The organism is Ruegeria sp. BHSA163, assembly GCF_059613365.1.
In genome coordinates this window covers 112,910-134,799 of the sequence record NZ_JBXWSJ010000001.1, presented here as the reverse complement: position 1 = coordinate 134,799, position 21,890 = coordinate 112,910, and the positions used below count along the sequence as shown (strand labels likewise).

Sequence of the window (21,890 nt, the reverse complement as noted above, 5' to 3'; positions counted from 1 at the left end):
ACTTTTTGTTTGCCTGTTCCGGCAATGGCTCACCCTCATGTCTTTATCGACACGGGTTTGGAATTTATCGTCGATGAAACTGGTGCTCTCACTCATGTCAGGGTCACTTGGGCCTACGATGAGTTTTATTCGTTGTTGGTATTGGAAGATCTGAAGTTGGATCAGGACGCTGACGGAGTACTGAGCAAAGACGAAGAGAAGTTTTTGGCTGGCTTTGATGCGCAATGGGTCGAGGGATACAATGGTGATCTGGTGGTTCGCTCAGCCGGACAGCCGGTGCTGCTGTCTGGCCCGCAGCAGGCCACAGCCACTACTGAGGATGGGCGGATTGTAACCACCCACCTGCGAACTGTGGAAAGCGGAAGGATTCCAGCGAATTCCCTGTCTGCTAAGGCATTTGACGAAACCTATTATACCGCTTACGAGGTTACCCGGCCTGTTGTAATATCGGGTCCTGTTTCTTGTGCTATTGAGCGCATCGAACCTGATATCGACGGGCAGCTGGCTCAGATGCAGGCATTTTTGAAAACGCTGGATGCCGATTATGATCTGGAGGAGAACGAGATCCCTCTGATCGGTGAAAACTTTGCGACAGAGATTTTCGTTTCATGTCCAGATACCTGATTTTTCCGGTTGCGTTGGCCTGCGGCCTGCTGATTTGGTTCTGGGGAAGCGGTGGTTTTGATCACCTGGCAGCTTGGGCAGCGGGCGAGCAACGAGAGTTTCAGAACCAGATTGCACGATCCTTGCGGGCCGCGCGGGCCGAGCAACCACAAGCAGTCGCGACTCTGCTTACCGTGTGTTTCGCGTACGGATTTTTTCACGCGATCGGTCCTGGTCACGGCAAGGTTTTGATTGGCGGTTATGGTCTTGGCCGCCAAGTTGCTTTTTGGCGGCTGTCGGCGATCAGTGTATTGTCCAGTTTGGGGCAAGCGGTAACGGCCGTTGTGTTGGTTTATGCGGGGGTTCTAGTTTTTCAGATGTCCCGAGAAAGCCTTGTCGGCACCACGGAACAGATTATGGCGCCGATAAGTTACGGTGCCATAGCGATAATTGGCCTCTGGTTGGTAGTCCGCGCGTTGCGCAGTTTTGCCAAACGGCATCGAAGCGTGTCTGCGCACGAGGATCACCACGACCACGACCACCACCATAACCACGACCACCATGATCACGATGCTTGCTCAGAATGCGGCCATCGGCACGGCCCAAGCGTTGAAGAGGTGGCCAATGTCGGCAGCATACGCGAGGCTTTGATCCTGATCGCGGGTATCGCCGCGCGCCCCTGCACCGGTGCATTGTTCGTTCTGATCCTTACATGGCAGATGGGTATTGCGTTGGTCGGAATAGCTGGCGCGTTCGCGATGGCACTGGGGACAGCAACCGTAACAACTTTGGTTGGTTGGACTTCTTTCGGACTGCGCGGAGGGCTTTTAACGTCGGCTTCAGCCACGAGGTTTGCAGCGGTTCTTGCGCCTACTATCGAGTTGGTAGCAGGGCTTTTGATTGCGGTTATAGCTGGCGGCTTATTGCTGCGGACGTTTTGAATTACTCGAAAATTGGATCAGGATATCTGACAGCTGCAAGGTACAACCCTTGGGGCGGACAAACAGGCCCGCAAGCGGCGCGATTTTCTGCCTCAAGCGCGTCCTTTACATCCTGTGGTGTCCAAGCGCCTGCTCCGACCCTTTCCAAAGTACCGACAAAGCTACGAACTTGATTGTGCAGGAAGGATCTAGCGCGAACATGGAAATGAACTTCGGGGCCAGAAAACCCCTGAACCTCTTCCACCCTTAACTCATCCAAAGTTTTTGTAGGACTGGCAGCCTGACAAATGGATGAACGGAAGGTTGTAAAGTCGTGCCGCCCAATCAGCATATCCGCTCCGGCCTGCATTGCAGCGACGTCCAGCTGGTGGTTGATCTGCCAGACCTGACCTTTGTAATGCGTCGCTGGCGCGCGCCGCATCAGGATTCGAAATAGATACTGCCGCTCGACCGCGGTAAATCTTGCGTGCCAGTCGTCAGCGACATGAACGGCTTTCAAGATGGCCACCGGATGAGGCTTTAGATGATGGTTCAATGCTTCGGATAGGCGAAACGGGTCCCAATCTTTGTTTAGATCGCAATGCGCCACCTGCCCCAATGCGTGAACACCTGCGTCGGTACGTCCAGCCGCCGCAATTGTATGTTGGCCCGGTTGAATTCGGGACAAAGCCTGTTCGATCGCGCCTTGAACAGATGGAAGCTCTTTTTGCCGCTGCCATCCGGCAAACGGTTCTCCGTTGTATTCGATTTTCAAAGCGTACCTAGGCATAAGCCGCTCGTATCGCGCGACGCGCGGGCGGGCAAGAGGCTGTAAAATCTCTGGCAAGTGCGCGATCTGCTACCTATCTTGGATGAAACGATAAATGCGGGGCGACAGCTTGGTCATTTCATCACTGGCAGACGGTCTTGTCCGAGGCGTGGAATCCATCGGCGATACCGTGTCCGAGACTTTTTTTGAGCCGGTCATCCGCCTGGGGGTCACAGGTTTGGCGCGCTCGGGCAAAACAGTGTTTATCACATCCCTTGTGGCAAACCTGTTAGACCGGGGCCGAATGACGGCGCTTGCGGCCCAGCAAGAAGGCCGGATCACAGCCTCATATTTGCAGCCCCAACCAGATGACACGGTGCCACGGTTTGATTACGAGTCTCATTTGTCGGCGCTGACAGGGGCAAAACCATACTGGCCGGAAAGCACCCGCTCAGTGTCAGAGCTGCGTCTTTCGCTTAAGGTGCGGCCAGCCGGTCTTTTGTCAGGGTTGCAGGGGCCACGCAAGATTCACTTGGATATTGTCGATTACCCTGGCGAGTGGCTGCTGGACCTTGCGCTGTTGGAAAAATCCTATGCGGATTGGTCAAATGAAACCTGGCTACGTATCGAAAGGCGTCCGGAAGCGTCGGAATATGTTGCTGCCGCGCGCGCGTCGGATTCTGCAGCGGTCCATGACGAACCAACCGCACTAAATCTGGCCCGAAGCTTTACTGACTATCTAAACGCAGCGCGGGATTTAGGGTTTTACGACTGCACGCCAGGGCGTTTTCTTTTACCCGGTGACCTGGCCGGGTCGCCGGTTCTAACGTTCGCACCGCTACCGATTTCGGGTGTGCTGCGCCGGGGTTCTTTGGGCCGCGAGATGGAACGTAGATACGAAGCCTATAAATCGCAGGTGGTTAAACCGTTTTTTCGCGATCATTTTGCGCGGATAGATCGTCAGGTGGTATTAGTTGACGCATTGGGTGCCATACATAAGGGGCCACAGGCGGTCGAAGATATGCGTCGCGCGATGGTTGACACACTGTCTGCGTTCCGCCCCGGCCGAAATGCATGGCTCAGCAAATTACTGCTGGGTAAGCGTGTGGAACGTATTCTATTCGCGGCTACGAAAGCTGATCATTTGCATCACCTGCAACATCCTCGTTTGACTGCGATCATTGAGGCTCTCACACGGGACGCGCGCGACAAGGCCAATTTCGCAGGGGCCGAAACGGCGGCCCTGTCCCTGGCCGCATTGCGCGCAACAACTGAGGAGATGCGCAGTCATGACGGGGTTGAGTTGCCCTGCATACGCGGGACCTTACTGGATAGCGGCAAGCAGGCGGCTTTCTATCCCGGCGAATTGCCACAAGACCCATCCCATTTGCTAGGCCCGGCGCGGGATGGTGCGGAAAACTGGTTGGGCGCAGAATATGAATTTATGAACTTTGCGCCGTCCTGTCTGTCCCTGCGTCCCGGAGATGGACCGCCCCATATCCGGCTCGACCGCGCCATGCAGTTTCTGATCGGAGACCGATTGTGACCGTTTTTCTTCGTTCTGCCCGCAGTACAGACGCAGGTGCCACCGGGGAAATATTGTACGATTTTTCCGACGAGCATGATTGGATGCCCAAATTGCATTCAGGCGCTGAAACCATCGCGTTTTGCGGAAGCATGATCGATAGGGATTGGGTGACCGTGGCTGAAAATGATAACAGGGTTGTGGGATTCTTGGCCCGTAGTGGGGCTGAAATCCACTCTCTTTATATTGAGCAAGCATTTCGCGGACAGGGGATTGGTCGCTACCTTCTTGATCACGCGAAATTGGAGCAAACGGAACTGTCGCTATTTGCGTTTCAAGCCAATGCAGGCGCGTGCCGGTTTTACGAGCGCAATGGGTTTTCAGAAGCTGCCCGAAGCGACGGGGCAGAAAATGACGAAAACCTTCCGGATGTAAAGTACGTTTGGCATAGCGGTGAGGCTAAGGATGTCTAAAGGCCCTGTACTGATCAACTTGGAGCAAGACGAACAGATTGCGGATGTCGCACAGGCTCCGCCCGTTCCCGATCTTGTGCAGCCGCAGGGACAGGCGATGCAGAGAGCAGCTCGATTAGCCGCAAGTGGCCCCTCAGTTCTGTCACGCTGGTTCTGGGGCTTGGCGCTTGCAGTAATTGGCGCGGTGGTTTCGGTTTCAGCTTGGGACTTCGCGACTTCTTTGTTGACGCGTGCCCCTGTTCTGGGCGGGATCATTTCCGTTTTGATGGGCGCACTTGTTTTGGTAGCAATTATCATTGCTTTGCGCGAACTGGCTGCGATCGCTCGGTTGTCGAAAGTAGATGAATTGCGCCGTGCCGCAGATGCGGCCATCGCCGAAGATGACTTGGCAAAGGCGCGCGAGGTCACGAACAGGTTGATCTACTTTTATAAGGGGCGTGAAGAAACTCGCTGGGGTCGCGATCGCACACAGGAACGCGTTGGCGATCAGTTCGAAGCATCTACTCTGCTGGGATTAGCCGAAGACGAAATACTTGCCCCCTTAGATGCCGCCGCCAGCAAAGAAGTTGAAGCCGCTGCGCGCCAAGTCGCTACGGTTACCGCGCTTGTACCATTGGCCCTAGCAGATGTTTTTACAGCTCTGGCCGCGTCGCTTCGAATGATCAGACGAATTGCCGAAGTCTATGGTGGAAGAGCAGGTTTTCTGGGTAGCTGGCGCCTGACACGCGCTGTTTTTGTTCATCTGGTAGCCACTGGCGCTGTTGCGGTTGGCGACGATTTGCTCGAACCTATACTTGGCGGCTCGGTTCTAAGCAAATTGTCCCGCCGCTTTGGTGAAGGGCTTGTCAACGGTGCCCTTAGTGCGAGGGTCGGCGTCGCGGCGATGGAGGTCTGCCGCCCTTTGCCATTCTCGGCGCGCCATAGACCTTCGACTAGCGGCATGGTCAAGCAGGCGCTAAGCGGGTTGTTCTCAAAATCTTGATCCAACGCGCAATGATGGTCTAGCGTTTCCTATGTAAACAGGGCGGAGCCAGCCATGACCGATCACGGCCACAGCGAGCAGGAAATCACCGCCCGCATTAACGCGCCGCCGGGGCGCGGAGTGTTGCGCGACGTGGTTTACGGTGGAATAGACGGTTCAGTCACCACCTTCGCCATAGTTGCAGGCGTGGCGGGTGCGGGTCTGTCACCATTCGTGATTGTCGCATTGGGTTTGGCCAATGTCCTGGCGGACGGGTTTTCAATGGCGGCAGGTAATTATTCAGGAACGAAGGCCGAATTGGATAACATTCGCCGCCTTCGCGCCGTTGAAGCAAGGCACATCCAGCTTTATCCCGAAGGTGAACGGCGCGAAGTTCGCGAAATTCTTTCGCAAAAGGGCCTGACCGGAAGCGTTCTGGAAGACGCGACAGATGCTATTACAGCCAACCACGAAAACTGGATCGATCTGATGATCGAGGGAGAATACGGGCTTAGTGGCGTCGATCCACATCCGATGAAGGCTGCGATGGCGACGTTCTTTGCCTTTCTTGTCGCAGGAATGATCCCCTTGTTGCCTTTTTTGGCTTCGGTCGAAAACGCATTTACCGTCTCTGTCTGGATGACCATGGGAGTGTTCTTTTTTATAGGCGCCTTAAAAAGCCGCTGGTCATTAGCTCCTTGGTGGCGTTCAGGGCTCGAAACCACCCTGATCGGAGGTGCTGCAGCGTCGATCGCCTATCTGGTGGGGTCACTTTTTCATCCCTGACCCCTTTTCGCTTGATGTCCGTCGCAATAAATGACTTGCACAAAACATTGAAATAATAAGACAATCTGAAACAATCCCGCACATGTGCTGGGGTAACCTAGAGCAACTTAAACTTGGAGGTTTTACTTGGAAACGCTGGTTGCTCTTGTTGTTTTTGCTATTCTGGTCGCCATACCTGTGTCGATTGTCGTCCTGCTGGTCAAGCAAATACGCATGCGTCGCAGGCTGGATGATCTGGAACGCACTGTTGCGCAACTTCGTGGCGCAGATACCGAATTGCCACCGGCATCTTTACAAAAACCCGCGGAACCTCTCAAAGGACCTTGGAAACAGTCTAAAGCCAAGGAAAAACCTGCTAAAATCGAGCCAACCAAGATTCAGCGGCCCGTCAAACCGCCTAAGGAAAAATCCGAACAGAGCAATTGGTTCAGCAGATTTGGTGCTTGGCTTCGTGAAAACTGGTTTTATGCAGTTTCAGCGTTGTCGCTGGCATTGGCGGGCATATTCCTGGTCCAGTATGGGGTGGAAACCGGCTTGTTACCTCCGGCGGCGCGGGTGGTCGCAGCGCTGACCTTTGGCGCTGCGCTAATTTTGTTTGGCGAGGTCGTCCGCCGCCGATTTGGCGACGATGAAAAGTTTGCTTCCGCGTATATCCCGTCGGTGTTTTCCGGGGCTGGCTTGGTTACGCTTTTCGGAGGCGTGTTGGCCGCGCGCCAGCTTTACGATCTCATCGGTGCCGAATCCGCCTTGTTTGCGATGATAGTTGTCGCTCTGATTGGTCTGCTGCTTGGCTGGTTTCATGGTCCATTGCTGGCAGCCGTAAGCCTGATCGGTGCCTATGCAGCGCCCTTTGTTGTGGGTGGAACTTCGGAAGATCCGACATGGCTATTGGGTTACTTTCTCGCTGTTGCTGTTCTGGGTCTCGGGATCGACACGGTAAGGCGATGGGCCTGGATTTCGATCTTATCGCTAGTTGGCGCATATGGATCTGGCGCGATGTTGGTGTTTTCCGCGCCAACGACTGAATCTGGATATCTGACATTTGTCACGGTGATTGCCTTGGTTTCTATTGCGATACCTGTGCGGCGCATTTGGCCTGATCACTCTGGTCCGATGACGTTTGAAATCTTCGAACGAAAGGATGGAGATGCTTGGCCAGCGTTTCCAACGCTTCTGGGTTTCGGCACGGTGGCAGTAACATCTGGGATTTTGTCCTTTAACGGGGCGGATTCAATCGCCGAGTTTTGGCTCACCGTGTTTCTATTATCTGGCCTCACCCTGTCTCTGACCCTTTGGGCACGAAACGCAAGGGCGCTGCAGGATGCAACCTTGCTGCCTGCTTTAGGGCTGGTTTGGTTTGTCTTAGCGCACGGCCTAGATGGTGGCTTGGCTGCGCGAGACTTTGCGATAACGTATGCTCAGACAGCTGAGGCGGATTTTCCATGGGTTGCGACTGTTCTTGTCGCTTTAGGAGCCATTATTTCGGTTTGCGCTGCGCTACGATCGTTCGCTTCCAGGCGCTATTCCGTGGTCTGGGCCGGTGCAGCGGCGGTATTTGCTCCGCTCTTAGGAATAGCGCTTGAAATCGGCTGGCTTCCAGCTCTGGTAATCGGAGCCTATACGTGGGCACTGCATGCAGTCGCACTTGCAGTTTTGATGGTTGTCCTTGCCGAAAGATTCGCCCGTGTTGACGGAGAAGAGCGGATTAGAACCGCCCTGTTCACGCTGTCTGCCTTATCTTGCATGACCTTTGCCTGTGTCATTGTTCTTAGCTCAGCCGCGCTTACTATCGCAATTGTGGTTGCTACCATAGTCGCAGCCGCGCTGGACAGAGCGTTCAAGCTGCCACCGATGAGTTGGTTCATTTGGGCCGGTGTATTTTCTGTCACTGCACGCCTTGTGCTGGACCCTGGTCTTGACTGGGCGAATTCTGCTCCGTTGCTCGAAATGACGCTGGTTTACGGAGGCGCGGCGGTCGGGTTTGTAGTTGCCTGGATTGTGCTTAAACCGCTTGATCGCCCGGTTGCAAAGTTGCTTTTGGAAAGCGCGGCGTGGGCGACTGCAGGTATCCTGCTATCGTTGTTGCTGCTGCGCTGGTTGGAAGGCTTTGGGGAAGGCGGGGCGCAGGACAGTCATTGGGGGCTTGGTCTTCTTTCGCTGATTTGGCTGTTGCTGGCGTATGCGCAGGTGCAAAGGTTCGAAATTGGTGGAAATCTGACCGAATTTCGCTATTTGCTCGCTGTATTCTTTGCAGGTCACGCGGCTTATCGGCTTGGGCAGGCGCTGACCGACGCCAATCCACTTTTGGTCCCGGATGCTGACCCGGTTTTGGGTCTGCCTGTTTTCAATACGTTGGCCGTTGCATATCTGCTGCCGGGACTTGCTATACTATTTTCTGCATGGCGCATCAAGCCGATGCCCAAACTGTTACGTCAAGTCAGTTATGGTCTTGCGGTCCTATTGGGCTCTGTATGGCTCGGGTTGATGATTCGACATTTTTGGCAGGGTGCGGCTGGAATGTATGCGGACAACGGAGTGTCTCAGCCGGAACTTTATACATATACGGTGGTGCTTTTGATTATTGGGGCAGTGTTGTTTTATCAGTCACTTGCCCGTCAATCTGGCCTGATGCGAAAGGCAGGTTTGGCAGTGATCGGTTTGGCTGTCGGCAAAGTTTTCCTAATCGATATCGCGGGATTGGGAGGCTTAATCAGGGTGTTTTCGCTTTTGGTATTGGGCTTGTCTTTAGCAGGTCTTGCGTGGCTAAACCGCTGGGCCAAACTTCGTCAGTCGCCCCAATCACCGGAACCACTGGACCATTAGCCGCTGGCGTCTTATAAGCCCCGCATGTTTGACCGGATGGCCATCATTATTCGAATTATATCCCCGGCGCTCTGATATCGCGAGACGCCGGGCAAAGGTGCTTGAGAATTCGCACTGACCGCTTCGACCCATATACGACAAGATCATCCAAGGGACGCCTCCAATGTGCGCCGACATGACCCAGACACCTGACTACAAAGATACGCTGAACCTGCCCAAAACCGATTTTCCGATGCGAGCTGGATTACCCAAGCGCGAGCCTAACTGGTTGGAGCATTGGGAGAAAATCGGGGTATATGATCGATTACGTGAAAAAGAAGGGCGCAAACCTTTTACCCTACATGACGGTCCCCCCTATGCGAACGGTCACTTGCACATTGGTCATGCGCTGAACAAGACAATCAAGGATATGATAGTGCGCAGCCATCAAATGATGGGTTTTGACGCGCGGTATGTTCCAGGCTGGGATTGTCACGGCTTGCCGATCGAATGGAAGATCGAAGAGCAGTACCGAAAGAAGGGCAAGAATAAGGATGAGGTGAACGTTGTGGATTTCCGTCAGGAATGCCGCAAATTCGCTGACGGCTGGATTGATATCCAGCGTGAAGAGTTCAAGCGCTTGGGCATCACCGGCAACTGGGCCGATCCCTACATCACTATGGATTATCACGCCGAGGCCGTGATTGCCGATGAGTTCATGAAGTTTCTGATGAACGGCACGCTTTATCAGGGTTCAAAGCCTGTGATGTGGTCGCCCATCGAAAAAACCGCGCTGGCCGAGGCTGAAGTCGAGTATCACGACAAGGAGAGCTTTACCATCTGGGTGAAGTTCAAAGTCGTTAATACGGGCGACGTGACGCTGGATAACAGCTATGTGGTCATTTGGACCACCACTCCGTGGACCATGCCGTCGAACAAGGCTGTGGTCTATGGCGAAGACATTTCTTATGGCCTTTACGAAGTCATCGGTCGCCCAGAGGAATGCTGGGCGAGGATTGGCGAGCGTTATCTGCTGGCTGATGATCGTGCTGCGGATGTTTTTGCGCGCGCGCGTCTGGATGACTCAATGTACCGCCGCGTTTGCGATGTTTCGCAGGAGGATTTAGCCAAGATCCAATTGACCCACCCGCTGGCCGGGGCCGAGGGCGGAAACGGCGAATGGGATGACATCCGTGATTTCCGCGCCGCGGACTTTGTGACCGATACTGAAGGTACCGGCTTTGTCCACTGCGCCCCTTCGCATGGTATGGAAGAATTCGAACTCTACCGCGACTTGGGGATGCTTGAGCAGGTCATCACTTATAATGTGATGGACGACGGCTCGTTCCGCGCCGACCTGCCGTTCTTTGGAGGCAAGTACATCCTGTCTCGCAAGGGTGGCGAAGGCGACGCAAACAAGGCGGTCATCGACAAACTTGCAGAAGTTGGCGGACTGCTGGCAAGAGGCAAGATCAAGCACAGCTATCCGCATTCGTGGCGCTCGAAAGCGCCGATCATATACCGTAATACGCCGCAGTGGTTTGCGTCGGTCGACCGTAAGTTGAATGATGGCATGGGTGAGATGGGTGACACCATCCGCGAACGTGCTTTGCGGTCAATCGACGAGCTGGTGAAGTGGACGCCGCAGACTGGCCGCAACCGCTTGTATTCGATGATCGAAGCGCGACCGGATTGGGTTCTGTCGCGCCAGCGAGCTTGGGGCGTGCCGCTGACTTGCTTCACTAAGAAAGGCGCGCTGCCGACAGACACGGATTTCCTTCTGCGTAGCGAAGAACTGAACGCACGCATCAAGGCTGAGTTCGAGAAAAGCGGTGCAGACATCTGGTACACAGACGGTTTCAAAGAGCTAATGTTGGATGGCATCGCCAACCCGGATGAGTACGAACAAGTCTTTGATGTGTTGGACGTTTGGTTTGACTCGGGCTCCACCCACGCTTTCGTCTTGCGCGATCGCGAGGACGGAACAGAGGACGGTATCGCAGACGTCTATATGGAGGGCACCGACCAGCACCGCGGTTGGTTTCACTCCTCGATGCTGCAGGCCTGTGGCACCAAAGGCCGTGCGCCTTACCGCAACGTAGTTACCCATGGTTTCACGCTGGACGCCAAGGGTAACAAGATGTCCAAGTCGCTGGGCAATACGATCGTTCCGGAGGAAGTTGTCAAGCAATACGGCGCGGATATCCTGCGCCTGTGGGTCGCGCAGACTGATTACACTGCTGATCAGCGTATCGGCCCGGAAATTCTGAAAGGCACCGCCGACAGTTACCGCCGATTGCGTAACACTATGCGTTTCATGCTCGGTTCTCTGGCTGACTTTACCGAAGCGGACCGGGTTGACCCAAGTGAAATGCCGCGCATGGAACGCTGGGTGCTCAGCCGTCTAGCCGATCTTGATGAACAGGTGCGCAAAGGCTACGCCGCATTTGATTTCCAAGGCGTGTTCAGTGCAGTGTTCACTTTTGCAACGGTAGACCTGTCATCGTTCTATTTCGACGTTCGCAAAGATGCGCTGTATTGCGACGGTGACAGTGCTCGTCGTCGCGCATCCCGCACCGTTTTGGACATCTTGTTCCATCGTCTTACGACGTGGCTTGCCCCGATCCTTGTTTTCACGATGGAAGAGGTTTGGTTGGAACGTTTCTCTGGCGACGAAAGCTCTGTCCATTTGGTCGATTTTCCGGATACGCCTGCGGAGTGGCGTGATAAAGAGCTTGAGGCTAACATGGCCAAGGTTCGCCGCGTTCGCCGTGCGGTCACTGCAGCCCTTGAAGTTCAGCGACAAGACAAAGTAATTGGCTCAAGCCTTGAAGCTGCGCCCATTGTTCATGTCGAAGATGCTGAAACACGCGCGCTTCTGTCCACGTTTGACGTTGACGACATGTGCATCACATCAGGCCTGATCGTGTCGGGTGATCCTTCACCTGCCGAGGCGTTCCGCGTACCCGAAATCGAAGGGATCGGAGTGGTGTTTGAAAAGGCAGATGGTGAAAAATGTCAAAGGTGCTGGAAGATTCTGCCAGATGTCGGACGCCATTCCCACTCGGGAGTTTGTGGCCGCTGTAACGATGCGCTTGGATAAAATTTTGGGTCTCCGCCGAACACTAGGGCGGAGACAATGCTTGCGCGGCTTGCGAGGGTCACGTCGATCTGCGAGCCTGAATATATGGCGATGATAGCAGTCAATACGCAGATCGGGCGATTAGGGGTTGAGGAAAAGGACGGTGTTGTAACCCGCCTGATGTGGGGGGGTGTCGAAGAAGGCGAAGCAACGCCGCTTCTGCAAGAAGCAGCTGCTCAATTGCGCGCATACGACATGGGTCGACTTCATCGGTTTGACCTTCCGATGAAAGTTAGCGGTTCAAAATTTCAACAGCGTGTCTGCGAAGTCATGTCGAACATTCCGTTCGGGGAAACTTTGACTTATGGCGATATAGCACGAGAATTGGACCAGCCGGCGCAACCAGTTGGCCAAGCTTGCGGGGCTAACCCAATTCCTGTGATTATCCCGTGTCACCGCGTTTTGGCCGCGAATGGTCTTGGTGGATTTTCAGGGCAGGGCGGTATTGAAACCAAAGTTGCCTTGTTACGCCACGAGGGGGCTGCCGGTCTGTTGATATGAAATGCGGAATACGGTTGCATTCTAACAGTTTGCGGCCCAACTTATACAGAATGTTGAATTTGAAGGACCGCATTCCATGAACGCCCAGACCGATCCGGCTACGCGAAAGAAGGCTATCATAGATCACCTCATGTCGCTTGAAGCGCAGGAGCTGGCGACCGCGCAGGCCCATTACGATGCTTTTCTAAAAGACTCGCAATTGGATGATCGCGAGGTGCACGACAAAGATGACATTGCGGCTTCGCGTGAAAATGCGGATTTGGCCGCAGCCTTTGACGCGCCGGTACACGCACATCATGCCAAAATCGACGTGATCGAGAACACCGATTTCAGCCTGACTGATACCGTGCAACCCGGCGCAGTCATCAAGTTCAATAACCGCCGTTTCGTTGTCTGCGTTTCGACCACTCGGTTTGAAGTAGACGGCCATACTTATATGGGTATTTCAACCCAAAGCCCGATTTATTTGGCGATGGCAGGGCTGCGTCAGGGTGATGTTTTCACCCATAACGGCACCGAGTTTGAAGTGCAGGAAATCCTGTAGGCAAACTTTATGCTTCAACTTTTTTACGCATTGGGACAATCTGCTGGGCGATCCCGGCGGAAACCAGATAAATACTGGTGACGACCAACCCCCAATGCGCCCAGCTTTCGGGGTGAAAGTCGACCCAAGCAGACCAACCAGCGAAGAATGTCCAGGCAAAGGCCATGGGCAGGGACAAATTTCGCCAACGTTCAGTACGTATGGGGTGAATGAATTTTAGTGGCAGAAACATAGCAATCGAAAACAGCGTGACCAACATCAGGATGACCCAAAAATTCGGCTCCAAGGCAAAGACAACAATAACAAACATGTTCCAACAGCCCGGAAATCCTGAAAAAGAGTTATCTTTCGTTTTCATGCGTGTGTCCGCGAAATACATCGCGCTGGCAAACGTAATAACAATGATCGCGAACCAACCGGTCCACCCGTCCATCAAACCGGATTTGAACAAGGCAAAAGCCGGAATAAAGACATAGGTCAAATAATCGATAATAAGATCCAGCAGGACCCCGTCAAATTCCGGCGCATTTTTCTTTACATGATAGTGACGCGCCAGTGGCCCATCGATTCCGTCCACGATGAATGAAACCACTAGCCACAAATACATAAGGCTCCATTTTTCTTCGACGGCGGCAAGCATTGCCAGCATCGCAAAAACGGCACCTGTTGCGGTAAACAAATGAACGGAAAGAGCTTTGAATCTGATTGTCATGCTGGTGTCATGTACGAACTCATCCAAAGATGCAAAGCAAAAAACCAAAGGCGGACGACCCAGAAATTCAATAATTTATTTGCTGTCAGGCCTTTGGATGCGCTCGATTATAAACCTCCATTAATCGGGCGGTATCGACCGCCGTATAGGTTTGTGTTGTCGACAATGAGGCGTGCCCAAGCAATTCTTGAATTGAACGCAAGTCACCCCCCGCAGACAGCAAATGCGTGGCAAAGCTATGGCGCATTGCGTGCGGGGTGGCTGTCGCTGGCAAGCCAAGTTGCATACGTGCCTTCGCCATGACGCCTTGAATAGCGCGCGGGTTCAAAGCACCGCCTCGAACTCCTCGAAACAACGGGGCGTCGGGCGATTGCGGGTGGGGGCAAAGCCTGAGATATCGATCGACGGCAGCGCGTGCCGCTGGAAGGACCGGTACGATCCGTTCTTTGTCGCCTTTGCCAAGGATACGTATCGTGTCTGGCAAAGGTGCGTCTGCGCCCGTCAGAGAAAGTGCCTCGGATATTCGTAGACCACACCCATAAAGCAAGGTGACAACCGCAACATCACGTGCGGCAACCCAATCTGACGTCGATTGTATCTCGACGGTTTCGATCATCGCGCGCGCTGCGTCCTCGGCCAGCGGGCGGGGTAGTTTCTTTGTGAATTTTGGTGCACGGGTGGACAAAACGGCGGTGGGCTCAAAGCCTTCTCGTTCAGCCAGCCAACGATAGAAGCTTTTTACAGCTGACAGCTTTCGCGCCAGTGATCTGGAGCCGACGCCGGCACTACGCTGTTCGGCCATCCACGCCCGCATATCGGATAATGTAACCCGCTCCAACGCAGACAATCCCTGGCGTTCACTGTGATGCAGTGTAACAAAGGAAAGGAACTCGGTCACATCGCCACGATATGCTGCAAGAGTGTTTTCGGAACGTCCGGCGAGAGCCCCAAGACCATCCAGCCAATGCTGCAAAGCGTCGCGACAGGCTGGAGAGATCAGGCTCACGACAGCCAGTGGCGCATCGAACGCTCGAACACACCGGCAAAGAACGCAAGTAAGTCAGTTCCAAGCTGTGGTGAGAAATGACGAGGGTCAACGGCGCCCATTACAATCATTCCGGGCAGTCGACCTTCGCCTAGTTCCAGTTTTAAGCAAGCTTCCGACCGCAGATGCGAGGCTTTTTCACCGTAAATATTTGGGCAAGGATGCTGAATTTCACGTAAAACAACCTCACGCAGCGGGCCATTTCTGTCTCCGGCCATATACCTGTCGACCGAGCCGGGTTCAGCAACTGTAAGGATGCCGCCGAGTTTGTTAACAGCAGGATCTTCTTTGATCACAGTCGTTTCCAGAAGCAAGGTGATGTGATCGACACGTAATATTTCGGCCACATCGTTACCTAAGGCGTAAAGAAAATCTTCAAATTCAACAGGTTCTAACAGACACAGAATGGCACGATGAATCTGATTGGTACCCGCCAAATTCTCGTAAGCCGCGGCGATAACGGATCGGTGCGTATCTTCTAGCCGATCAAGCCTCGCCTCGAGCCGTTGCATCGCTATGCCACGCAGGTCAATGACGTTGTCGCCGCGTGCTTGTTCGTTGGCTGCCACTAGCGCCTGCATTAGATCCTTGTCATCTAATACAACGTCGGGTTCGGCTAATATCGCCGCACGCAAATTGTCTTTGAGTTTAGGGTTGCTGCTCATGTCCTGTCCGGTCTTTTTTTGTTGAGCGGACTTATAACATGCCTCGTTTGATTTGCCTTGAGAAAAATTCCGGTGAAAAAGGATTTACGGTCTGCCTGTGGCCTAAACTTTGCCAACCGTCAGAACCTGATTGCTGTTCAGGCCCTGACAGCTTCATCTGGCGCCGATTCTTTCTTTCTACAAGCGTTACTAATTTCAGAGAATTTTTTGCCCTGTCTTCGCCCAGTCGGCTAGGAAAGCTTCCAGACCCTTGTCCGTTAGTGGGTGGTCGGCAAGCTTCTTGATCACAGCAGGTGGGGCGGTGATAACGTCTGCACCGATGCGCGCACTGTCTGTCACGTGGTTTACCGTGCGGATTGACGCCGCCAGAATTTCGGTCTCAAAGCCGTAATTATCATAGACCTGCCGAATATCCGCAATCAGATCCATACCATCAAGATTGATGTCATCCAAACGCCCTATGAATGGTGAAATGAATGTCGCACCAGCCTTTGCTGCAAGGATTGCCTGATTGGTCGAAAAGCACAGCGTTACGTTGACCATCTGGCCTTCGTCGCTAAGCGTTTTGCAGGTTTTTAAACCGGCCCATGTCAGTGGGACTTTGACCGCGATATTAGATGCAATTTTGGCAAGCTTGCGACCTTCGGCGATCATCTCATCCGCCTCGGTAGCGACAACTTCGGCCGAAACTGGTCCGTCAACCAAGTCGCAAATCTCCTTGGTTACTTCCAAAATGTCGCGTCCTGATTTCAGGATCAAAGAAGGGTTGGTGGTCACGCCGTCCACCATTCCCAAATCGTTCAGTTCGGCGATGGCATCAATCTCGGCTGAGTCTACGAAGAATTTCATTGGGCAGTCCTTTGAAGGGTTGGCGTTGGTCGCGGATGGCTTTACCTCAAAGAGACCCGTGCTGAAACCCCTGCCGAGGATGCATTAGCCTTGAGCGCCCAAGAATTTTTCGAAGAAGGTGAGTTGGTGGCCGTTTTGACCACTCAGCCTCTTGATCGGACTTTGGATTACAAAGCACCCGAAGGAGGGTGTTTTCTTGGTGCTTTCGTCGAAGTGCCACTAGGGCCACGTAAGGTGTTGGGAGTGGTTTGGGGGCCAGGGAAAGGTGATTTCGATCGCAGCAAGGTTCGTTCAGTGATCCGAAAACTCGAAGTGCCGCCAATGCGCGAAGAAATGCTGGTCTTTCTTGGACGCGTCGCGGATTACACGCTGACACCAATGCCTTCGATGCTGCGTTTGGCCACACGGGCGCCGGGTCTGGGCGACCCGCCATCGATGCGCAAGATATACCGCTTGGGTGACAGGCTGCCAGATCGAATAACCGATGCACGCACTCGGGTGCTGGAAGTATTGCGCGAATACGGTGGTCTGGCTTTTACACTAAAGGAACTGGCCGAACAGGCTGGTGTTACTTCGTCGGTAGTAAAAGGACTAGTGAAACAGCGTGCGGTGCGAGAAGAGGACAGTCCGCGTGATTTGCCATACCCGCATCTCGATCCGGATTTACCGGGCAAGGAATTGACTGAGGATCAGCAAGATGCAGTCAATAAGTTGCAAGAGGGAATACGTACAGAAGATTATGGCACAACGTTACTGAAAGGTGTCACCGGTTCGGGCAAAACTGAGGTTTATCTTGAAGCAGTAGCAGAGGTTTTGCGAAAAGGTCGTCAGGCGCTGGTTATGCTGCCTGAAATTGCCCTTACAGCAGAATTCCTAACCCGAGTCGAGGCGCGGTTTGGAGCCAGACCAGCAGAGTGGCACTCAGGTGCGACGATGACCGAGCGCCGCAGGGTTTGGCGCATGGTCGGGCAGGGTAATGCGCAGCTTGTTGTCGGAGCAAGATCAGCTCTGTATTTGCCCTTTCGCAATCTGGGCTTAGTGGTCGTCGATGAAGAACATGACACGTCTTACAAGCAGGAAGACGGTGTACACTACAGCGCCCGTGACATGGCGGTTTTGCGTGCAGCCATCTGCGGAGCGCGAGTAATTCTGGCAAGCGCGACGCCATCGCTTGAAAGCTGGGCAAACGCTCAGGCGGGCAAGTACGATCGATTGGACCTGACTTCGCGTTTCGGAGACGCAGTTTTGCCAGAAATGAAGCCAATCGACATGCGTGCCGAACAGATGCAGCCAGGGACGTGGATTTCCCCTTCGTTGCGGCAGGCCGTTCACCAGCGGATCGAAAGGGGCGAGCAGTCGCTTTTGTTCATAAACCGACGCGGATATGCGCCTGTGACCTTGTGCCGGGCGTGCGGCGAACAAATTGCATGTGATCACTGCGATGCGCGGATGGTCGAGCACCGTTTCCTTAAGCGCTTAATGTGCCATCAATGCGGTGAGACCAAACCGATGCCAGAGGCCTGCCCATCCTGTGGCGTCGAAGGTAAACTGGCCCCGGTCGGACCAGGAATTGAGCGATTAGCCGAAGAAGCTGAGGCGACATTCCCTGATGCCGAAATAGAGATGCTCAGTTCTGACTTGTTCGGTTCGGCCCGTTCGCTGAAAGCCAAAATCGAGGAAATTGCGGAAGGAAACGCAGATATCGTCATCGGCACCCAACTTGTGGCCAAGGGGCATAATTTTCCAAAGTTGACTTTGGTCGGTGTAATCGATGCGGACCTCAGCTTGCATGGTGCGGACCTTCGGGCAGCTGAGCGGACATTTCAATTGATGCGGCAGGTGGCTGGACGGGCAGGGCGGGCCGACAGGCCGGGTCAGGCTCTTTTGCAGACGTTTCAGCCAGAGCACCCTGTCATTCGCGCAATACTTTCGGGGGATGAAGAGGGATTCTGGCGAACGGAGGCGGCGGAAAGGCAGGCGGCGGGTGTGCCCCCGTATGGTCGAATGGCTGGAATTGTATTATCTGGTCCGGAAGCCGCGCTTGTCTTTGACATTGGCAACGCGATGGCACGCAACGACGCGCCACTACGCGAAATCGGCGCCCAAGTCTTTGGCCCGGCCCCGGCTCCCATCGCCCGCATTCGCGGACGGCACCGGGTAAGGTTACTTGTCAAAGCACCTAAAGCTGCACCGATTCAGGATGCCATCGCCCGTTGGATTGCGCCCCTTCAGTTGAAAGGCGACATTCGTCTGACTGTCGATATCGATCCGCAAAGCTTTTACTAAGGTCTGCATCTATGCAGATCCACTGTGCCCTTGCGCTTTCTCTCTCGCCAAGCCGCTTAAATGGGCGTACAGGGCATTCATGCTGAAACTCATGCCGCTTTCCGAAGCGCGGAGCCTTCCGTTCTGGCGCCGACCCGTCACGTTGCTGTTCGCGATGGCAATTATTATGCCGATCGCCTTCAACGCGTGGAGCGCCCTGCTGAACAACTTTGTGATTGAGGTAGCGAATTTCGACGGTGCAGATATCGGGCTTCTGCACACGGTGCGCGAAATTCCAGGGTTTCTTGCTGTCGGCGTGATCGCGGTAATCTTGTTCATACGAGAGCAGGTTCTGGCGATGATTTCGCTGATGTTGCTGGGCGTGGCGACTGCAGTAACGGCGTGGTTTCCCAGCCTAGGTGGCCTATTGTTTGTTACATTATTCAGCTCCATTGGGTTCCATTACTACGAAACAGTCAACCAGTCTCTGCAATTGCAATGGCTACCTATAGACCGCGCCCCTCAGGTGTTGGGATGGCTTGTGGCGATGGGTTCCGCCGCGACCATGGTCGTCTACGGCGTGATCGTACTGACTTGGGATCGTTTTGATCTGTCCTATAACGCGGTATTTATGGCTGCGGGTGGGCTTGCCGCAGTATTGGCGCTGTTTTGTTTAGTCGCTTACCCGCAATTCGATTCACCTACAGCGCAGACCAAAAAGCTGGTTCTTCGCCGCAGATATTGGTTGTATTATGCATTGCAGTTCATGGCCGGTGCGCGAAGGCAGATTTTCGTGGTTTTTGCAGGCTTCATGATGGTCGAGAAATTCGGTTTTGAGGTTCATGAATTAACCAGCCTCTACCTGATAAACTTGGCGATCAACATGATGGCAGCCCCGTTGCTGGGTAAAGCGGTGTCCAGGTTCGGAGAACGCCGCACATTGATTTTTGAGTATACGGGTCTTGCCATTGTGTTTGCGGCCTACGGCGGAATCTATTGGTTTGGATGGGGTGTGCTGTTGGCCGCGATCCTTTATGTAGCTGACCATGTGCTGTTCGCATTGGCGCTGGCGCTGAAGACATACTTTCAAAAGATAGCCGACCCGGCGGATATTGCACCAACGGCTGCTGTGGCCTTTACCATCAATCATATCGCGGCTGTCTTCCTGCCAGCGCTTTTGGGGTTGTTGTGGGTCGTCTCACCCGGTGCAGTCTTCGCTATGGCGGCAATGATGGCGCTTGTTTCATTGGGCCTGTCTCTGCTGATCCCGCGCCACCCGGAACCGGGAAACGAAACCGTCCTTTCCAAATATGCTCCGGCACCGGCTGAATAAGCGGAAGCTTGACCTTGACTGTCTGTGGCCCTAGGCGCTGGGTTATTTTAGACAGGAGGTCGTTATGCCTACATTCACAGCCTTGACGACTCTTTCCGGCAAAGCCCTTGCCGAAAGTCTTGGCGACGCAATGGAACGCTTATTTCCTGAACCAACGGGGGTTGGAGTATTCGAAGTAGAAGACGGTTCAGGTCTGTGGGAAGTTGGGGGTTACTTTACCGAAACTCCCGACGAAACCGCATTGGCTGTTTTGGCGGCAGCTTTTCAAGCCAGACCTTTTGTCGTTTCCGAACTTCCGGAAACGGATTGGGTCGCACATGTCCGCCGTGAATTGGCCCCGGTCGAGGCAGGCAGGTTTTTTGTTTATGGCAGCCATGATGCCGATAAGTTGCCAGACGGATGCATCCCACTTTTGATCGAGGCTGCGATGGCCTTTGGCACTGGGCACCACGGGACGACCTTGGGTTGCCTTAAAGCGCTGGATCGATTGATCGAAAAGGGTTTCAAAGCCTCCAAGGTGGCCGACATCGGTTGCGGTACCGCCGTGCTTGCAATGGCGGCAGCAAGAGTTTGGGATGGTGAGATCATTGCCAGCGACATAGATCCTGTAGCCGTGGAAGTGGCGGAGGCTAACTTGAAAGCAAATGAAATGCTCAGCGCAGTGAAATGTGTTGAAGCTGCCGGGTTTGACCATCCCGACCTGAAGGCAAACGCGCCATACGACTTGATTTTCGCGAATATTCTAAAGGGGCCATTGATTGCATTGGCGCCTGATATTTTGAGCAATTTGAGGATTGGAGGGTATGCGATTCTATCGGGAATTCTAAATGAGCAGGCAGAAGATGTTCTAAAAGTTTATTCCCAAATCGGCTTCAATCAGTCTCAAAAACAAGAAATTGGTGACTGGACAACTCTAATCTTAACAAATCAGGGCTAAAATTAGACCATTTACAGGAGTTTTTTAGAGTTTCGCCACGGATTCGGCGCATTCTGTTTTTACCGTAAAATGGTGGAAACGGGGGGCGGTTTTCGGAGGCTGCCATGACTGGAAAACAACTTGACTTTGGTCAGCGCGTAACGCGTCTGAACAAAAAACATGAAAAACTAAGTCGGGGGTATCGAGCAACGATGCGGCCTGACGGCTTGGTTGTAATGAAGCCGCAGCGCGTCAAGTCGGCGATCCCGGCCAGGGTTTTGCTGCTGTGTCTGCTTGCTTTTTTCGGGTTCAAGGCGTTGTTGCTGTTCCATCTGGGTGAACCCGCTTACAGCGAACGCGTCGAAATTCTGAGCCAGGGTACGAATGTAGAAGTTGCGGGCGCTTGGATCATGCAGATCGAACCCGTTTCGCAATTCTTTTCGGACCAGATCGCCAAGGTCCTTAACTAAAAGTTTTGATTGAGGCGGCCCTAAAAGAAACACCGCTTGCGTTTTTGCAAGCGGTGTGTGGTTGCCCTTTCATTCAGAAAAGGCTTTTGGGTTGCGAAAATTCACACCTCAGAGGCGGCCCTCGGCGACCACGTCGATATCTCCCCGGCACAACCCGATATCATCCAGTTCGCGGTCAGTTAATTCGTTAAGCGCGTTGCGTGTAACGCGAGCGTCATTCCATTCAACAACGGCGTTAGCGGCCAATGCGAAAAATGCGCCGATACGGCCAACGAGGCCGAATGAGCCAGAGGCGATGCGGGTGTTATCCAGTGCAGCCATATCCTGTTTCCTTCTTGATTGCGTTTTTGCTCGGTCGTGTATTTCAAGCGGCATCTAGTGCTGCAAATTGGATGGTACAAGAACATTTTTTGCATGGGTCGTATGCATTTATTGCAATGCTCAAAATTCCTAAAACGCCTTTAAATCATTGGTTAAATTCAGTTTAGAAACTGGTCGGTTTCAGGATATCTGCTGTCGTAAACTGGTCGCCGTGTCGTGCGCGGAACAGGCTTGTCGTTTTTAGATGTCTGTTCAATTCTCTTGGAAAATGTTCACGCTTCGTGCTAA

20 protein-coding genes are annotated in these 21,890 nt (G+C 53.6%); 14 read left to right on the top strand and 6 right to left on the bottom strand.

Features of this window, described 5'->3' with window-relative positions:
- The first annotated feature begins 24 nt into the window (after positions 1 to 24).
- Together AC2FNV_RS00670 and AC2FNV_RS00665 are read left to right on the top strand one after the other, a co-directional pair.
- A complete protein-coding gene (locus tag AC2FNV_RS00670; RefSeq protein WP_254442478.1) occupies positions 25 to 624 on the top strand; it encodes a DUF1007 family protein in 600 nt (199 codons plus the stop codon).
- On the top strand, positions 609 to 1,544 hold the full coding sequence (locus AC2FNV_RS00665; protein WP_170473758.1) for a nickel/cobalt transporter: 936 nt from the start codon (positions 609 to 611) through the stop codon (positions 1,542 to 1,544). Before AC2FNV_RS00670 ends, AC2FNV_RS00665 begins: the two co-directional genes overlap by 16 nt.
- 1 nt (position 1,545) lies before the next feature.
- On the opposite strand, the gene truA is transcribed toward AC2FNV_RS00665, so the two are convergent.
- Positions 1,546 to 2,313: a tRNA pseudouridine(38-40) synthase TruA gene (gene truA / locus AC2FNV_RS00660; RefSeq protein ID WP_170604649.1), complete on the bottom strand. Its 768-nt coding sequence runs from the start codon at positions 2,311 to 2,313 to the stop codon at positions 1,546 to 1,548.
- Positions 2,314 to 2,422: 109 nt separating this feature from the next.
- Here truA and AC2FNV_RS00655 point away from each other — a divergent pair, with 109 nt between their 5' ends.
- From AC2FNV_RS00655 to AC2FNV_RS00620, 8 genes are all read left to right on the top strand, one after another.
- Complete coding sequence (locus tag AC2FNV_RS00655; protein ID WP_170604881.1) at positions 2,423 to 3,838, top strand: YcjX family GTP-binding protein; 1,416 nt, start codon at positions 2,423 to 2,425, stop codon at positions 3,836 to 3,838.
- Positions 3,835 to 4,290 (top strand): GNAT family N-acetyltransferase, encoded by a 456-nt coding sequence (locus AC2FNV_RS00650; RefSeq protein WP_170604651.1) that lies wholly within the window; start codon positions 3,835 to 3,837, stop codon positions 4,288 to 4,290. The genes AC2FNV_RS00655 and AC2FNV_RS00650 overlap by 4 nt, the downstream gene beginning before the upstream one ends.
- Positions 4,283 to 5,272, top strand: coding sequence for a YcjF family protein (locus tag AC2FNV_RS00645; RefSeq protein ID WP_170604653.1), 990 nt, complete (start codon positions 4,283 to 4,285; stop codon positions 5,270 to 5,272). The genes AC2FNV_RS00650 and AC2FNV_RS00645 overlap by 8 nt, the downstream gene beginning before the upstream one ends.
- Positions 5,273 to 5,326: 54 nt before the next feature.
- Positions 5,327 to 6,037 (top strand): VIT1/CCC1 transporter family protein, encoded by a 711-nt coding sequence (locus AC2FNV_RS00640; protein WP_170473747.1) that lies wholly within the window; start codon positions 5,327 to 5,329, stop codon positions 6,035 to 6,037.
- Positions 6,038 to 6,163: 126 nt separating this feature from the next.
- Complete coding sequence (locus AC2FNV_RS00635; RefSeq protein WP_496772125.1) at positions 6,164 to 8,860, top strand: DUF2339 domain-containing protein; 2,697 nt, start codon at positions 6,164 to 6,166, stop codon at positions 8,858 to 8,860.
- Positions 8,861 to 9,023: 163 nt separating this feature from the next.
- Positions 9,024 to 11,942 carry an isoleucine--tRNA ligase gene (gene ileS / locus AC2FNV_RS00630; protein WP_170604657.1) on the top strand — a complete coding sequence of 973 codons (2,919 nt, stop codon included), beginning with the start codon at positions 9,024 to 9,026 and terminating at the stop codon, positions 11,940 to 11,942.
- 84 nt (positions 11,943 to 12,026) lie between these two features.
- Positions 12,027 to 12,482 (top strand): methylated-DNA--[protein]-cysteine S-methyltransferase, encoded by a 456-nt coding sequence (locus AC2FNV_RS00625; protein ID WP_170604659.1) that lies wholly within the window; start codon positions 12,027 to 12,029, stop codon positions 12,480 to 12,482.
- A 76-nt stretch (positions 12,483 to 12,558) separates the two neighbouring features.
- Positions 12,559 to 13,026, top strand: coding sequence for a hypothetical protein (locus tag AC2FNV_RS00620; RefSeq protein WP_170473736.1), 468 nt, complete (start codon positions 12,559 to 12,561; stop codon positions 13,024 to 13,026).
- Positions 13,027 to 13,033: 7 nt separating this feature from the next.
- Here AC2FNV_RS00620 and AC2FNV_RS00615 read toward each other — a convergent pair whose 3' ends face one another.
- The 4 genes from AC2FNV_RS00615 to fsa form a co-directional block, all read right to left on the bottom strand.
- Positions 13,034 to 13,738: a CDP-alcohol phosphatidyltransferase family protein gene (locus AC2FNV_RS00615; protein ID WP_170604661.1), complete on the bottom strand. Its 705-nt coding sequence runs from the start codon at positions 13,736 to 13,738 to the stop codon at positions 13,034 to 13,036.
- Between the two features lie 85 nt (positions 13,739 to 13,823).
- Complete coding sequence (locus AC2FNV_RS00610; protein WP_170604663.1) at positions 13,824 to 14,744, bottom strand: tyrosine recombinase XerC; 921 nt, start codon at positions 14,742 to 14,744, stop codon at positions 13,824 to 13,826.
- On the bottom strand, positions 14,741 to 15,448 hold the full coding sequence (locus AC2FNV_RS00605; protein WP_170610407.1) for a DUF484 family protein: 708 nt from the start codon (positions 15,446 to 15,448) through the stop codon (positions 14,741 to 14,743). The genes AC2FNV_RS00610 and AC2FNV_RS00605 overlap by 4 nt, the downstream gene beginning before the upstream one ends.
- A gap of 195 nt (positions 15,449 to 15,643) precedes the next feature.
- Positions 15,644 to 16,297, bottom strand: coding sequence for a fructose-6-phosphate aldolase (gene fsa, locus AC2FNV_RS00600; RefSeq protein WP_170473726.1), 654 nt, complete (start codon positions 16,295 to 16,297; stop codon positions 15,644 to 15,646).
- Positions 16,298 to 16,387: 90 nt separating this feature from the next.
- On the opposite strand from fsa, the gene AC2FNV_RS00595 reads away from it, so the two are divergent.
- The 4 genes from AC2FNV_RS00595 (at position 16,388) to AC2FNV_RS00580 (ending at position 21,281) form a co-directional block, all read left to right on the top strand.
- Positions 16,388 to 18,583 carry a primosomal protein N' gene (locus tag AC2FNV_RS00595; RefSeq protein ID WP_170604666.1) on the top strand — a complete coding sequence of 732 codons (2,196 nt, stop codon included), beginning with the start codon at positions 16,388 to 16,390 and terminating at the stop codon, positions 18,581 to 18,583.
- Between the two features lie 79 nt (positions 18,584 to 18,662).
- Positions 18,663 to 19,895, top strand: a complete 1,233-nt coding sequence (locus tag AC2FNV_RS00590) for an MFS transporter (RefSeq protein ID WP_170473720.1) — start codon at positions 18,663 to 18,665, stop codon at positions 19,893 to 19,895.
- A 64-nt stretch (positions 19,896 to 19,959) separates the two neighbouring features.
- Complete coding sequence (locus tag AC2FNV_RS00585; RefSeq protein ID WP_170473717.1) at positions 19,960 to 20,832, top strand: 50S ribosomal protein L11 methyltransferase; 873 nt, start codon at positions 19,960 to 19,962, stop codon at positions 20,830 to 20,832.
- Positions 20,833 to 20,936: 104 nt separating this feature from the next.
- Positions 20,937 to 21,281, top strand: a complete 345-nt coding sequence (locus AC2FNV_RS00580; RefSeq protein WP_170473715.1) for a hypothetical protein — start codon at positions 20,937 to 20,939, stop codon at positions 21,279 to 21,281.
- A gap of 108 nt (positions 21,282 to 21,389) precedes the next feature.
- Here the strand turns inward: AC2FNV_RS00580 and AC2FNV_RS00575 are convergent, their stop codons facing one another.
- Positions 21,390 to 21,602, bottom strand: coding sequence for a DUF1127 domain-containing protein (locus AC2FNV_RS00575; RefSeq protein ID WP_170473714.1), 213 nt, complete (start codon positions 21,600 to 21,602; stop codon positions 21,390 to 21,392).
- Positions 21,603 to 21,890 lie beyond the last annotated feature (288 nt).

What these genes read in the sequence shown, in the direction of transcription:
- AC2FNV_RS00615 (WP_170604661.1), bottom strand. Translation starts at nt 13,738, where the DNA reads ATGACAATCAGATTCAAAGCTCTTTCCGTTCATTTGTTTACCGCAACA.
- ileS (WP_170604657.1), top strand. Translation starts at nt 9,024, where the DNA reads ATGTGCGCCGACATGACCCAGACACCTGACTACAAAGATACGCTGAAC.
- AC2FNV_RS00625 (WP_170604659.1), top strand. Translation starts at nt 12,027, where the DNA reads ATGGCGATGATAGCAGTCAATACGCAGATCGGGCGATTAGGGGTTGAG.
- AC2FNV_RS00620 (WP_170473736.1), top strand. Translation starts at nt 12,559, where the DNA reads ATGAACGCCCAGACCGATCCGGCTACGCGAAAGAAGGCTATCATAGAT.
- AC2FNV_RS00605 (WP_170610407.1), bottom strand. Translation starts at nt 15,448, where the DNA reads ATGAGCAGCAACCCTAAACTCAAAGACAATTTGCGTGCGGCGATATTA.
- AC2FNV_RS00665 (WP_170473758.1), top strand. Translation starts at nt 609, where the DNA reads ATGTCCAGATACCTGATTTTTCCGGTTGCGTTGGCCTGCGGCCTGCTG.
- AC2FNV_RS00590 (WP_170473720.1), top strand. Translation starts at nt 18,663, where the DNA reads ATGCTGAAACTCATGCCGCTTTCCGAAGCGCGGAGCCTTCCGTTCTGG.
- AC2FNV_RS00575 (WP_170473714.1), bottom strand. Translation starts at nt 21,602, where the DNA reads ATGGCTGCACTGGATAACACCCGCATCGCCTCTGGCTCATTCGGCCTC.
- fsa (WP_170473726.1), bottom strand. Translation starts at nt 16,297, where the DNA reads ATGAAATTCTTCGTAGACTCAGCCGAGATTGATGCCATCGCCGAACTG.
- AC2FNV_RS00640 (WP_170473747.1), top strand. Translation starts at nt 5,327, where the DNA reads ATGACCGATCACGGCCACAGCGAGCAGGAAATCACCGCCCGCATTAAC.
- AC2FNV_RS00580 (WP_170473715.1), top strand. Translation starts at nt 20,937, where the DNA reads ATGACTGGAAAACAACTTGACTTTGGTCAGCGCGTAACGCGTCTGAAC.
- AC2FNV_RS00645 (WP_170604653.1), top strand. Translation starts at nt 4,283, where the DNA reads ATGTCTAAAGGCCCTGTACTGATCAACTTGGAGCAAGACGAACAGATT.
- AC2FNV_RS00585 (WP_170473717.1), top strand. Translation starts at nt 19,960, where the DNA reads ATGCCTACATTCACAGCCTTGACGACTCTTTCCGGCAAAGCCCTTGCC.
- truA (WP_170604649.1), bottom strand. Translation starts at nt 2,313, where the DNA reads ATGCCTAGGTACGCTTTGAAAATCGAATACAACGGAGAACCGTTTGCC.
- AC2FNV_RS00670 (WP_254442478.1), top strand. Translation starts at nt 25, where the DNA reads ATGGCTCACCCTCATGTCTTTATCGACACGGGTTTGGAATTTATCGTC.